General features: G+C 63.8%; 12 protein-coding genes. All 12 read left to right on the top strand.

The window, feature by feature from the left end:
• Positions 1-4 precede the first annotated feature (4 nt).
• Genes IED13_RS20795 through IED13_RS20740 form a run of 12 tightly spaced genes read left to right on the top strand, consistent with a single transcriptional unit; the run spans position 5 to position 12958 of the window.
• Positions 5-1219, top strand: a complete 1215-nt coding sequence (locus IED13_RS20795; protein WP_210323701.1) for a CaiB/BaiF CoA transferase family protein — start codon at positions 5-7, stop codon at positions 1217-1219.
• Positions 1220-1261: 42 nt separating this feature from the next.
• Positions 1262-2449, top strand: coding sequence for an ABC transporter substrate-binding protein (locus IED13_RS20790; RefSeq protein WP_210323700.1), 1188 nt, complete (start codon positions 1262-1264; stop codon positions 2447-2449).
• A gap of 28 nt (positions 2450-2477) precedes the next feature.
• Positions 2478-3353: a branched-chain amino acid ABC transporter permease gene (locus IED13_RS20785; RefSeq protein ID WP_191125314.1), complete on the top strand. Its 876-nt coding sequence runs from the start codon at positions 2478-2480 to the stop codon at positions 3351-3353.
• Entirely contained in the window at positions 3346-4266 is a 921-nt protein-coding gene (locus tag IED13_RS20780; RefSeq protein ID WP_191125313.1) for a branched-chain amino acid ABC transporter permease, read from the top strand. The genes IED13_RS20785 and IED13_RS20780 overlap by 8 nt, the downstream gene beginning before the upstream one ends.
• A gap of 1 nt (position 4267) precedes the next feature.
• A complete protein-coding gene (locus tag IED13_RS20775; RefSeq protein WP_191125312.1) occupies positions 4268-5008 on the top strand; it encodes an ABC transporter ATP-binding protein in 741 nt (246 codons plus the stop codon).
• A gap of 46 nt (positions 5009-5054) precedes the next feature.
• The gene (locus tag IED13_RS20770; protein WP_260368431.1) at positions 5055-5720 is read left to right on the top strand and encodes an ABC transporter ATP-binding protein; all 666 of its coding nucleotides are present in this window, start codon (positions 5055-5057) and stop codon (positions 5718-5720) included.
• A gap of 2 nt (positions 5721-5722) precedes the next feature.
• Positions 5723-7660, top strand: coding sequence for an AMP-binding protein (locus tag IED13_RS20765; protein ID WP_191125311.1), 1938 nt, complete (start codon positions 5723-5725; stop codon positions 7658-7660).
• A 4-nt stretch (positions 7661-7664) separates the two neighbouring features.
• Positions 7665-8444 (top strand): SDR family oxidoreductase, encoded by a 780-nt coding sequence (locus IED13_RS20760; protein WP_191125310.1) that lies wholly within the window; start codon positions 7665-7667, stop codon positions 8442-8444.
• Between the two features lie 11 nt (positions 8445-8455).
• On the top strand, positions 8456-9268 hold the full coding sequence (locus IED13_RS20755; protein WP_191125309.1) for an enoyl-CoA hydratase/isomerase family protein: 813 nt from the start codon (positions 8456-8458) through the stop codon (positions 9266-9268).
• 1 nt (position 9269) lies between these two features.
• Positions 9270-11303, top strand: coding sequence for an FAD-dependent oxidoreductase (locus tag IED13_RS20750; RefSeq protein ID WP_191125308.1), 2034 nt, complete (start codon positions 9270-9272; stop codon positions 11301-11303).
• Positions 11304-11316: 13 nt separating this feature from the next.
• The gene (locus tag IED13_RS20745; protein ID WP_191125307.1) at positions 11317-12069 is read left to right on the top strand and encodes an SDR family NAD(P)-dependent oxidoreductase; all 753 of its coding nucleotides are present in this window, start codon (positions 11317-11319) and stop codon (positions 12067-12069) included.
• A gap of 10 nt (positions 12070-12079) precedes the next feature.
• Positions 12080-12958, top strand: coding sequence for an NAD(P)-dependent oxidoreductase (locus IED13_RS20740; RefSeq protein WP_191125306.1), 879 nt, complete (start codon positions 12080-12082; stop codon positions 12956-12958).
• Positions 12959-12961 lie beyond the last annotated feature (3 nt).

Below are 12961 nucleotides of genomic sequence, written 5' to 3'. Positions count from 1 at the left end.
AGGCTTGAACGACGCATCCGGCGTGGCGGCTGGTCTTTCTGGCCTGCGCGTGCTCGATCTCGGGCGCTATATCGCGGGCCCGTTCTGCGCAGCGTTGCTGGCCGATCACGGGGCGGAGGTTATCCGCATCGAGCCGCCCTCCGGCGCTCCCGATCGTGAAGTGATGCCGATCGGCCAGCCGGGTCGGGGTGCGCTGTATCTTCAGATGAATCGCAACAAGAAGTCGCTCGCGCTCGACCTCGATACCGAGAGCGGACGGGCGGCATTCGAGAAGTTGGTCGCGACCGCGGACGCCGTCATCGTCAATCTGCCGCCAGCCGCCTTGCGTCGCGCCCGCCTCGACTACGACAGCCTCAAGGCTATCCGCCCCGACATCGTGCTTTGCACGATCAGTGCCTATGGGGTGGAGGGAGATAGTCGCAACCGGATCGGCTTCGACGGCACGGGACAAGCGCTCAGCGGCGCGATGGCTTTAAGCGGGACGGGTGAGCGTCCTCTCCGGGCCGCGGTCTCCTATGTCGATTACGCCACCGGAATGTCAGCTGCCTTTGCGACCTTGTCGGCGCTTTATGAACGGCGTGGCACCGGGCGGGGCCAGCATGTCCAGGCATCGCTGCTGGGAACGGCGCTGACGATGACCAATCCGATGCTGATCGAGGAGGCGGCCGGCGCGCGTAGCCGCAAGCCGATCGGCAATCGCAGCCCGATAGCCGGCCCATCTGATCTTTTCCAGACCCGCGACGGCTGGCTGATGATCCAGGTCATCGGTGACGGCATGTTTCGCCGCTGGGTGCAGTTTGTCGGTCGCCCCGAGTTGCTGGCGGACCCGCGTTTCGCCTGCGACATCGGCCGGGGCGAGAATGGCGAGGCTCTGAGTGCGGTCATGGCTGACTGGTGCTCGACGCGCTCGTCCGATGAATGCCTGGCAGAGCTTGAAGCCGCCAAGATTCCGGCCTGCCGGGCCCTGACCCCGGCCGAGGCCCTCGTGGCTCCTGAGAATGCCAATGGCGGCTTCTTTTCAATGGAGCCGGCGCCGGACGGCGCGAGCCAAATACCAATCGTCGCAAACGCTGTCCGAACAGCTGCGCTGCGGCCCGAGCACCGGCCTGCGCCGAAGCTTGGCGCCGATTCAGCAGAGCTCTTGGCCTCGCTCGGCTACGAACCGGACGAAATCGCCGGCCTCACGGGCGCAGCGACTGGCAACACGACACATCGATAGCGGGCACGGAATCAACCGAAGCTCGGAAGTGGAGGAGAGGAAATGACGTTTACGGCACGGATGAAGCTTCTCGGACTGGGGACCTCGCTAGGGCTGCTCGCCAGCCTCGGCGGCGTGCAGGCTCAGGAGACGATCAAGCTTGGACTTTCCGTTCCCCTGTCGGGCTCTGGAGCGATCTGGGGCAAGGGGTCGGAGTTCATGTGCAAGAAGGCGGCGCAGGAGATTGCGCAAGCCGGCGGCGTCAAAGCCGAGGGCAAGACCTACAACTTCGAATGCCTCGCCTATGACAACAAGTACAACGCCGCCGAGGGCACGCGCGTCGCGCAGACACTCCTCAACCGCGACGGCGTGAAGTTCATCGGCGGTAGCCTTGGAACAGCTCCCGTGCAGGCGCTGCAGTCGCTCGCCGAGAGGCAGGGCGTGCTGATGTTCACGACCGCCTGGGGCTTCAGCATCAAGGGCCCGAAGTTCCCGCTGACCTACACCCAGATGAATACGGCGTTCGAGATCATTCCGCCGATGTTCAAGTACGTGCTTGAGCAGCATCCGCAGGCCAAGTCGGTCGTGATGCTGAACCCGAATGATGCGACCGGTCGCGAAACCGAAGGCGTGGCCAACAAGGCCTGGGTCGGCAACAACATCAAGATTCTGTCGAGCGACTTCTATGAGCGCGGGACGACCGAGTTCCAGCCGATCGCGGCTCGCATAGCCTCTCTCAAGCCTGACATGGTCGATTTGGCCTCCATGCCGCCGGCCGATGCCGGGGCTGTCCTGCGCGAACTGGATGTTCTCGGCTGGAAGGGCGTCAAGATCGTGGCAGTCGGCACCGGTATCGACGGGCTCAAGGCGACTGGCGGCAAGGCGATCGAAGACGTCTACATGGGTGCGGCCATCACCTTCGACAGCCCGGCCATGACCGGCCAGCAGAAGGCCACGAACGAAGAGGCTCGGGGCGTCCTTGGTGAGTCGCTCAACTCGATCCAGATTGGCTTCTACGACTCCGTCTACGCTCTGAAGGCGGGCATCGAGAAGGCGCAGTCGATCGATCCCAAGAAGGTCGCGGCCGTGATGGCCGATGTCTCGTTCACCTCGTTCTACGGCAGCAAGGTCGATTTCTATGGCACGGACACTTACGGGTCCCGCCAGCAGATGCGCCTGCCCGTGACGATTACCCAGGTGAAGGACGGCAATCTGGTCGAGAAGACCCGTCTCGTGCCCTCGGGCAAGTGACCTCCAGACCAAGCCAGGCACGCCCACCATGCAAACCGCGATACAGCTCACCCTGACGAGCCTGCAGATCGGCGCCGTCTACATCCTGTTCTCGCTCGGCTTGACCCTGATCTTCGGGGTCATGCGGATCGTGAACTTCGCCCATGGGCATCTGTTCGCCGTCTCCGCGCTGGCAGTGGCCTGGGCGGTGCCTTGGCTGGCGGGCAACGGTCTCCCCATCCTGCCAGCTTATCTGCTTGCAGCGGTGGGGGGCATCGCCGTCGCGATGGCGCTCGGCCTCCTGATGTACGTAACCGGCTTCCGGTTCTTCCAACGCGACATGGTTGGGTCTTTCATCCTGTCGATCGGCCTCGTTCTGCTGTTCGACGGCGTGCTGCTCAAAGTCTTTGGCGGGGCGGTGAGGCCCGTGCCGGAGATTTTCCCTGGCACTATCTCGATCTTCGGGGCGGCAATCACCAATCAGCGCTTCGCCCTGTGCATTGCCGCGATCCTGATCACCGCTTCTCTCTATTGGGCGCTCACGCGAACCAAGCTTGGCAAGGCCCTGAGGGCTGTTTCGATCGACCACGAAGCCGCCATGCTGCAGGGCATCCCGTACAACCGCATGGCGCTCGCCGGCTTCATGATCGCATCAGGCCTCGCAGCCCTTGCCGGGGCATTGATCGCCCCAGTGACCATCGTCTCGCCGGTGATCGGCGCCGATTATCTGATCAAAGGCTTCATCGCCGTTATCGTGGGCGGGCTCGGCAGCGTTCCGGGTGCCATCCTTGGCGGGTTGTTCGTTGCCGCGATCGAGACCTTCGGCAGCTTCTACTTCGACCCAAGCTCCGCCACCGTCGCCATTTTCCTCCTCGTCATCGCCGTTCTGCTGGTGCGGCCGAAGGGACTTCTCGGCCATGGTTGATGTGAAGCTTCCTTACTGGCTGGGCGGGATCGCTGTTGTACTTGCGGCCACCGCCTTTGTTCGCGATCCCTATATTGGGAGCGTGGCCAATCTCATCGCGATCGGTGCGCTAACAGCGGTCAGCCTGCGCTTCGTGATGTTGATGGGCGAGCTGAATTTCGCCACCGCAGCCTTCGTCGGCATCGGCGCCTATACCACTGGGGCAACGCTCACGATCCTGAACTGGCCGTTCCTGCTCGCCCTGCTGGCCGGCGGCGTCATGGCCGGCCTCGTCTCGATCATCTTCGGCTACATCACTCTCCGGACCAAAGGGCCGTACTTTCTCCTGATCGGCTTCGCGTTCACTGAAGCTGTCCGCATTCTTTACTCGAAGAGCATCACGCTCGGCGGAACCTCGGGCATGATCGGGATCTTTCCGCCGATGATCCTGGAAGGCTGGATGCCGACCTTCATCGTCGCGGTGGCAGCCCTCCTTATCTTCGGGCTCTATGCGCTGGAGCGTTCTGACTTCGGGAAGATCCTGACCGCGATCCGCGACAACGAAAATGTTGCCAGGACGGTCGGCCTCAACATCCTGCTGGTCAAGATCGCCTGCTTCGCAACGGCCTCTGCAGCAGCCGGCATGGCCGGAAGCCTGCACGCCTTCGCCAACAATGTGATCAGCCCCGGCGATTTCAGCTTCCTCGTTGCGGCATTCGCCCTGGCCTACGTCAAGGTCGGCGGGGAGGGCAGCATTATCGGCCCGCTCTTGGGAACCGCGCTGCTCGTGGTGCTCGGAAGCTACGCGCTCGGCCTCGGAGGAGGGGAGCACATCTTCTACGGCGCGGCCATCGTGCTGGCGGTCCTGCTGCTGCCCCACGGCGTCACCGGACTGATCAGCGGCAAGCGGCCCCAAGCCGGAGGGGGACACTGAGATGCTGGCAGAGCAACAACCCCTGCTGCGCACCAAGGGTCTGACCCGCCGCTTCGGCGGCCTGGTCGCGGTCTCCGATCTCGATCTGGAAATACGCCCGCGTGAGATCCTTGGGCTGATCGGCCCCAACGGTGCCGGCAAGAGCACGACCTTCAATTTGATCAGCGGCTTCTACAAACCGTCAGCCGGCGAGCTCTTTGTCTTTGGTGAGAACTGCACCGGTCGGTCGCCTCTGGCTATCAGCCGCCTCGGCCTGGTGCGGACCTTCCAGCATGGTAGCCTCATGCGCAGCATGACGGTCGGCGACAACATTCTGCTGGGCACCATTTACGGCGTCCGCGGCAGTGCCCAACGGCGTGCGAGAGTGGCGGAAACAGCCGAGATGCTCGGCCTTACAGCTTATCTCGCGGAGGAGGCCGGCAATCTCCCTCACGGCCTGCAGCGCCTCGTCTCCATCGGTATCGCCTTTGCGGCGCGCCCCAAGCTGCTCTGCCTCGACGAACCTCTGACGGGCCTGAACCAGACAGAGGTCGCCAATACGCTGGCCGTTCTGGAACGCATTCGGGACGAATTCGGCTGCTCGGTTCTGCTCGTCGAGCACAACATGAAGGCGGTGATGCGTGTCTGTGACCGCATCGTCGTGCTGCACCACGGCCAGCATCTGGCAACCGGTACGCCATCGGAGATCCGCGCCGATCAAAAGGTCATCGAGGCCTATCTGGGGCATCGTCATGAGCACTGAAGCGCTACCCCTCAAGGTTTCTGGCCTCTCGGCCCGCTATGGCGTCGTGCCGGCGCTGAACGAGGTCAGCATCACTGTAGGCAGCGGCGAGATCGTCACGCTGATCGGCGCGAACGGTGCGGGCAAATCGACGCTCATCAAGACGATCTGCGGTCTCGTGCGCCCCAGCGCCGGAAGCGTGCATCTCTTCGGGGAGAACGTCACCGGCATGTCCCCGGACCGTCTCGTGCGGAAGGGATTGTCCGTTGTGCCGGAAGGGCGGCGCCTCTTCGGCGAGATGACGATGCTTGAGAACCTGGAGCTGGGCTCCTTCGCGCGCAATGACACCGCGGCGGTGAAGCGCGATCTCGACCGCGTGATTTCGCTCTTTCCGGAACTAAGGGACCGGCTCGCGACGCAGGCCTCGACCTTCAGTGGGGGCCAGCAGCAGATGATTGCAGTGGCTCGTGCCTTAATGAGCGCGCCGCGCATCCTGCTCCTCGACGAGCCGACAATCGGTCTCGCCCCGGCGATCGTCGATCGCATCGCGGAGATGATCAAAACGGTCGCCGAAACCGGCGTGAACATCCTGCTCGTTGAACAGAACGCGGAAACCGCGCTCGCCATCGCCGACCGCGCTTACATCCTCGAGGGCGGCGCTATCACGGCCGAGGACTCCGCGAGCGTGCTCGCGCAGAGCCCTGAGGTGCAACGGGCCTATCTGGGAATCTGACCATGGCGCTCGACAGCAACGACATCTGGCAGCCTACCGCCGACTATATCGACCGTGCCCAGGTGACCGCCCTATCCAAACGCCTTGGCGCGACGGACATCGACGCGCTCTATGATTTGTCGCTGGCCGAACCGGAGCGGTATTGGCGCGAGGTTACGAGCTTCTGCAATATCCGCTGGAGCCGCGACTACGACCGCTACTGCGATCTGTCGCGCGGCGCTCCGTTCCCTGCCTGGTTCGTCGGCGGTGAGCTCAACTGGGTCGATACGATCCTGGACAATCCCGAATGGGCGGCCCGGACGGCTATCATCGCCGAGCGCGAGGATGGCTCGGTCCGGGAAGTCACGTACCGAGAATTGAAAGATGAAGTCCGCAGCCTCGCTGCCGGGTTGCTACGCCTTGGCCTGAAGCGTGGCGACCGCATTGGTCTGCTGATGGAGAATGGCATCGAGGCCTCGGTCTCGCTGATTGCCGTCTCGTATATTGGCGCAATCGTCGTTCCGCTTTTTAGCGGCTTCGGTACCGATGCCATTGTGGCCCGTCTCGGATCCTGCGGAGCCAAGGCGCTGCTGGCCACGACCGGTTTTCAGCGGCGCGGACGGTTTATCTCGACGCGCGACACCATTGCGTCCGTCAGAAAGGAGCTGCCAGACCTGGAGCTCGTCGTGTTGAAGCGGTCCCCTGAGGATACTGCTCCGACGGATGCCGATGCGGATTACCTCGATTGGCAGTTGGTGAGGCAAAGCCCGGACAGTGCGCCGCCGTCTGCACGGATGTCCCCGAATGACCCGTTCATGGTGATCTTCACCTCGGGGACGACTGGGAAGCCCAAGGGAGCTGTCCATGTACATGGCGGCTTCCCCATCAAGATCGCACACGACTCTGCGGTTCACTTCGACGTGGGAGCAGGCGACGTTTTTTGTTGGCCGGCTGACATGGGCTGGATCGCGGGCTCGCTCATTCTTGGTTCGGCGCTTCTCCGCGGCGCGACCCTGGTTTGCTACGATGGCGCCCCTGACTACCCCGACTGGTCGCGAATGGGCCGGTTGATTGAGACCTATCGCGTCACTCACTACGGCTCAGCGCCGACACTGATCCGCGGCCTGGCTTCGAACGAGGCGGTCAGCACCGCGCCCGATCTGTCATCGCTTCGCCTTCTGATTACAGCTGGCGAAAGCATCGCCGCCGAGCATTTCGTCTGGTTCGAACAGGCCTTCGGACGGGGGGAGTGCCCCCTGATCAACTATACGGGTGGAACGGAAGTCTCAGGCTGCCTGCTCTCCAGCGTCGTGACCAAGCCGATAGTACCCGCCGGCTTCAACACACGCTCACCAGGTGTGGCGTGTGACGTGCTCGATCCCGCAGGGCGACCTCTGATCGGCGCGATTGGCGAACTTGCGGTGCTCGCGCCCTTCGTGGGCATGACTGCGAGCTTCTGGCAGGACGAGCAGCGATATCTCGAAACCTATTGGAGCACCGTACCCGGCGTCTGGATCCACGGCGATCTCGCGATGCGCACCGAGGAAGGGCACTATTTCCTGCTCGGGCGTTCCGACGACACCATCAAGGTCGCTGGCAAGCGCGTTGGCCCAGCCGAGGTCGAGGAAATCCTGGTCGAGATCGAAGGTGTCATCGAAGCCGCGGTGATCGGCGCAGAGGATCCGGTCAAGGGCCAGGCGCTCGTTGCCTTCCTCACGTGCTCGGGGCCGGCCGACGACATCCTCAAGCTCGCAACAGCACGAATCCAGGAAAGGCTGGGCAAGCCATTTGCGCCCCGGGCCGTCTTCGTCGTGCCTCAGCTGCCGAAGACCCGCAGCTCCAAGATCATGCGTCGCGTGATCCGCAGCGTCTATTCCGGCTCCCCCGCGGGAGACCTCTCCTCTCTCGTCAACCCGGAAGCGATCGCTGACATCGAGCGCATCGTCCGCCAAGGAGCCTGAAGCCATGGATCTGCAATTGCGCGGCCAGAAAGTCGTGATCACCGGTGCCTCGCAGGGCATCGGCGAAGGGCTGGCCGAGGTCTTCGCAGAGGAGGGTTGCAACCTGCATCTCGTCGCGCGCTCGGGCGACAAGCTCACCCGGCTTGCCGAACGCCTGCGCGATCAGCATGGCATCACCGTGGTGGTTCAGGAGCAGGATATTGCCGCTAAGGGGGCCGCTGGGGCGATCGGCAAGGCAGCCGGACGCGTCGATGTGCTGGTCAACAATGCGGGAGCTATTCCAGGCGGCGATCTCTGGCAGGTCGACGGAGAGCGCTGGCGCGAAGGCTGGGAGGTGAAGGTCTTCGGCTACATCGACCTTTGCCGCGAATTCTACGCAGCGATGAAGGCGGCTGGAGGCGGCGTCATCCTCAACAACATTGGTAATGGCGGCGAGAACACCGATTTCCGCTACATCGCGGGTTCGACCGGCAACGCTGCCCTGATGGCTTTCTCCCGGGCGCTCGGTGGCCGCAGCCTCGATGACGGCATCCGCGTCCTCGGCATCAATCCGGGCCCAGTCGCCACGGACCGGATCGTCAACATCATGAAGAAGCGTGCTCGCGAGCAGTGGGACGACGAGAGCCGCTACGTCGAACTGTTGGCGGCCTATCCGCTTGGCCGCGCAGCGAGCGTGCGCGAGGTGGCTGACCTCTTCGCCTTCCTCGCGTCGCCGCGCTCCGCCTACACGTCCGGCACCATCATCACCGTCGATGGCGGCATCACCTCGCGCCGCTCGATCTGACCGGAGGCAGCATGACACTCGAAGCCTATTCCGCCTTTCCATCGATCCTCTGCGACCGGCCCGCTCCAGGCGTGCTGCGGCTGACGCTGAATCGCCCGGAAAGCTTGAACTCGCTTGGGGCCGACGCCCATCGCGAGCTGGCCGACATCTGGCGCGTTGTCGATCGAGATCGCGAAACACTGGCCGTTCTGCTCTGCGCCAAAGGAAAGGCTTTCTCTGCCGGCGGCGACTTCGAGGTCGTGAAAAAGCTGACGCAGAGCTTCGAGGAACGCGCCAACATGTGGCGGGAGGCGAGAGACCTCGTCTACAACATCGTCAACTGCTCGAAGCCGATCGTTTCGGCCATTCAAGGAGCGGCCGTCGGCGCCGGTCTGGCCGCCGCCCTGGTTTCCGACATTCCAATCGCTGCCAAGAATGCCAAGCTGGTCGACGGCCATGTTCGGCTTGGCGTTGCTGCGGGTGACCATGCCGCAATCATCTGGCCGCTGCTCTGCGGCATGGCCAAGGCCAAGTATCACCTCCTGCTCAACGAACCCGTGAGCGGTGAGAAGGCCGAGCAACTCGGGCTCGTCGCGCTCGCGGTCGACGAAGAAGAGTTGCAGGAGAAGGCGCTCGCCGTGGCCACGAGGCTTGCCGAAGGTGCGCCTTCCGCCATCCAGTGGACCAAATACGCCCTGAACAACTGGCTGCGGATGGCTGGCCCGACCTTCGATGCCTCGCTCGCATTGGAGATGCTTGGCTTCTCAGGTCCCGACTCGCAGGAGGGGCTCGACTCCTTCCGCGAACGGAGAGCACCCAACTTCCCGAAGAAGGCGCCGTTCTGAGATGCCCGCCGCCGGCTACGAGAGGCTGCTGAGCCCGCTCGCTCTCGGCCACGTCACGTTCCGCAATCGCATTGCGATGATGCCGCATGCGGTGATGTTCGGCGCCGGCTACGGCTCCGCGATCGAGCGCACGATCGCCTACCATGTCGAGCGCGCGAAGGGCGGCGCCGGCCTCATAGTCATGTCCAACTTTCTGATGCCGCCGTCCTGGCGTCATACAGCGAGCTGGGGCGGGGCGCTCGAAACGACGGCACTCGGCGGGCTGGACCTGGCCAATGATCGCGGCCTGCAGCCGTATTATCAGCGTATGATCTCGGCGATTAAATCCGAGGGAGCCTGCTTCGTCTCGCAGCTCAACATGAGCGGCCGCCAGTTGCGGTCACCAGGCACAACCCAGTTCGGCATCCCGCTCTTCGCTCCATCGCCGCTGCCGTGTCCGCGAACCGGCGAGATCCCGAAGGAGATGAGCGAAGAGGACATCGCCGAATACGTCGCGACCATGGTCGAGGCCGCCCAGAACATGCAGGAGGCAGGCGCCGATGGCGTCGAGCTTTTTGCGGCTCAAGGCTATCTCCTGCACGAATTCCTCTCGCCCGCGACCAACAAGCGGACAGACCGCTATGGCGGATCCCTCGAAAACCGCATGCGTTTCCTGCTCGAAGGGCTTCGGGCAATCCGAGCCGCGGTCGGTCCGAATTTCCTTATCGGCGCCCGGGTGAATGGCAGGGATGACGTTCCGGGTGGACTTCAGCTCGCGGATGCCACCGCAATCGCAGAGAGGCTCCAGACGGAAGGCATCAGCTATCTGAATGTCAGCGGGCTGACCTCACTGCATTATCCCGGCTGGATCGCAGACATCACTGCTCCGGAAGCCCAATTTGTTGTAGAAGCGGGAGCGATACGGCAGGCCGTAGATGGCCTCCCGGTTTGCGTCAGCTCCCGTATCGCGACTCCGGAAGCGGCCGAGGCGGTGCTCGCATCCGGCAGCGCCGACTTCATCGGCATGGCTCGCGCGCTGATCTCTGATCCCGAGTTGCCGCTCAAGGCGGCCAGAGGGGACCGCGAGAGCATCCGCATCTGCACCTACTCGAACCAGTCCTGCATCGTCGGCCTCGATCGCGGGCGCGGTGTTGGCTGCGTGCACAACCCCGCAGTCGGCCGCGAAGCCCAGATTGGAATCGGGACCATGCGTCCTGCGCCGCGATCCAAACTCGTGGCGGTTGTGGGCGGTGGCCCTGCAGGACTGGCAGCCGCGCGTGTCGCCGCCGAGCGCGGCCACCGAGTAACGCTCTTCGAGCGCGGCACGCGCCTCGGAGGTCAGAACCTCATGACCAGCGAGATCACTTCGCGGCGCGGCTTCGCAGAGATTCACCGCTGGCAGATCGAAATGCTGGAGCGGCTCCAGGTCGACATCCGTTTGAATGCCGAGGCCGATCGGACGACTTTGGCGAGCGGCGCTTTCGAAGCCGTTGTCCTTGCGACGGGCTCATCGCCTCGCCGCGACGGGTACAGCTCGCTGCGCCCCGGGGCCTCGGGCATTCCCGGCGCCGAACTCCCGCGCGTCCGAACCGTCTGGGATGCGTTTCTCCAACCTGAGAGCTTCCACGGCCCGGTCATTGTGATCGAAGACGATCCCCATCTCTCCGGAACAGCTGCCGCGGAGAAGTTGGCCGAGCGGGGGCATGCCGTCACCATCGTCACGCCGCACATGCACGCCGGCGCGGATTTGCCTGTCCATCATGCACCCGCGCTTTACCGGCGCCTGGCTGCTCTGGGGATCGAGGTTCTGCCGACACGCTTCGTCACTGCAATCGAGCAACTGCGCCTGATCTGTGAGGATCGCTTTGGCGGCGCGGTCAGTGAAATCGAGCATGCCGGCCCGATCATCCTCGCCATGGGCAATAGCGCCAATGCCAGCCTGGCTTCGGAACTGGCCGGCAATGACCTGGAAATCCAGCTTGTCGGTGATGCCGTGGCGCCGCGTCAGGTGGACATCGCCATTCTCGACGGCGAACGCGCCGGCTGGATGGTCTGAACAGGAGGACGACATGACAAGGCTGTCCGGCAAAATTGCTTTCATTACCGGTGCTGCTGGCGGCATCGGCCGCTCGACTTGCGCCCGCTACATCGCCGAAGGCGCCCGCATCGTCGCAGCCGATATCAGCGGGCCTGCACTCGATGAAACCTTGGAAGAAGCCAAGGCGGGCGAAAATGGGCTGCCGCTCGTCTGCGACATCACCGATCCCGAACAGGTCAAGGCCGCGATGGCGAAGACCGTGTCGGAGTTCGGCAGGCTCGACATCCTTTGCAACATCGCCGGCGGATCCAGCTCAGCCGATGCGCGTGTGACGGAGGCGCCGGACGAGGAATTCTGGCGCGTCATCAAGCTCGATCTCTACGGCACGTTCCTGTGCTCCAAATATGCGATCCCCGAGATGGTCCGTTCGGGCGGGGGCTCCGTGGTCAATCTTTCGTCGATGGTCGCATTGATGGCTCTGCCGGAACGCGATTGTTACACCGCGGCCAAAGGTGGCGTCGCGGCGATGACCCGTTCGATGGCCGTCGAATACGCGCCCGACAACATTCGCGTGAACGCGATTGCGCCCGGCCTCGTTTTGACACCACGAGCCGAAGCGCTTTTGCAGGAGCGCGAGGAGTTGCGGCGTCTGGCCGGACAGCACCTTCTCGGTCCCTGCCGGCCGCTCGATATCGCCGACATGGCGGTTTACCTCGGCAGCGATGAAGCCCGCGTGGTCACGGGCCAGGTCATCTCTGTCGACAGTGGCGTGACCATTTCCTGAGGCGCAATCCATGATCAATTCAGTCGCCGTCATCGGCGTCGGAGCCATGGGCGCTCCGATGGCCATGAACATCCATAAGGCGGGCTTCGCCCTTACCGTCTGCGATCGCGGCGAAGCTGCGCGAGCGCCGTTCGCCGCGCTAGGCGTCAACTGCGTTGAACGCGCCGCTGACTGCGCTGGCTGCGACGCGGTCATCATCCTGGTCGCGACGCCCGAGCAGGCTCGCTCCGTCGTGCTTGGGGAAGGCGGCCTGCGCAGCGGGCTCAACGGCCGCAAGCCGATCCTCGTCGTCATGGGAACGATCGCTCCCGAAACCATGCGCGAGCTCGCGCAGGAACTTGAGCCTGACGGCGTTAGGGTCGCCGATGCCCCGATCAGCGGCGGAGCCTTGAAGGCTCGCGATGGGACCCTCGCCATCATCATGGGCGGGCGTGCTGAGGATTGCGAGGAACTGCGCCCCCTGATGCAGTCCATGGGCAGCAGCATCTTCCATTGCGGCCCGCTTGGAGCGGGGCAGGCGACCAAGATCGTCAACAATCTCGTTGGCATCACCACGCTGATGATCGCGGCCGAAGCCTATCGCATTGCCGGCGAAAACGGCATCGCGCTGCCGGACGCCATTCCGGTCTTCGAAGCCAGCACAGGGCGCAACTTCTTCACCGTCCGCCCGAACGATGCCGGGGAGGCTTATGAGGCCTGGACGGCGACCCGCGCGGATTTCGATTCCCTCCAAGCCATCCTGCGCAAGGACATCGACCTTGCGCTTACGATCGGGGAAGCCGCCGGCCCCCTGCCGATGACGAGCGCCCTGCGAGCGGTGCTCGAAGGGGTTGGCGACGAAACTTTCCAGACCTGGCGCGCGGTTGCGACCGCCCCTCGACAATTCTGAGGC

It is taken from the genome of Allobosea spartocytisi (assembly GCF_014764685.1).
Taxonomy (GTDB): Bacteria; Pseudomonadota; Alphaproteobacteria; order Rhizobiales; family Beijerinckiaceae; genus Allobosea; species Allobosea spartocytisi.
This window is presented reverse-complemented; position numbering and strand designations above follow the sequence as displayed.

Bases quoted from the DNA above. Each gene is read 5' to 3' on its own strand.
- IED13_RS20790 (WP_210323700.1), top strand. From the start codon at position 1,262: ATGACGTTTACGGCACGGATGAAGCTTCTCGGACTGGGGACCTCGCTA.
- IED13_RS20785 (WP_191125314.1), top strand. From the start codon at position 2,478: ATGCAAACCGCGATACAGCTCACCCTGACGAGCCTGCAGATCGGCGCC.
- IED13_RS20780 (WP_191125313.1), top strand. From the start codon at position 3,346: ATGGTTGATGTGAAGCTTCCTTACTGGCTGGGCGGGATCGCTGTTGTA.
- IED13_RS20775 (WP_191125312.1), top strand. From the start codon at position 4,268: ATGCTGGCAGAGCAACAACCCCTGCTGCGCACCAAGGGTCTGACCCGC.
- IED13_RS20765 (WP_191125311.1), top strand. From the start codon at position 5,723: ATGGCGCTCGACAGCAACGACATCTGGCAGCCTACCGCCGACTATATC.
- IED13_RS20760 (WP_191125310.1), top strand. From the start codon at position 7,665: ATGGATCTGCAATTGCGCGGCCAGAAAGTCGTGATCACCGGTGCCTCG.
- IED13_RS20755 (WP_191125309.1), top strand. From the start codon at position 8,456: ATGACACTCGAAGCCTATTCCGCCTTTCCATCGATCCTCTGCGACCGG.
- IED13_RS20750 (WP_191125308.1), top strand. From the start codon at position 9,270: ATGCCCGCCGCCGGCTACGAGAGGCTGCTGAGCCCGCTCGCTCTCGGC.
- IED13_RS20745 (WP_191125307.1), top strand. From the start codon at position 11,317: ATGACAAGGCTGTCCGGCAAAATTGCTTTCATTACCGGTGCTGCTGGC.
- IED13_RS20740 (WP_191125306.1), top strand. From the start codon at position 12,080: ATGATCAATTCAGTCGCCGTCATCGGCGTCGGAGCCATGGGCGCTCCG.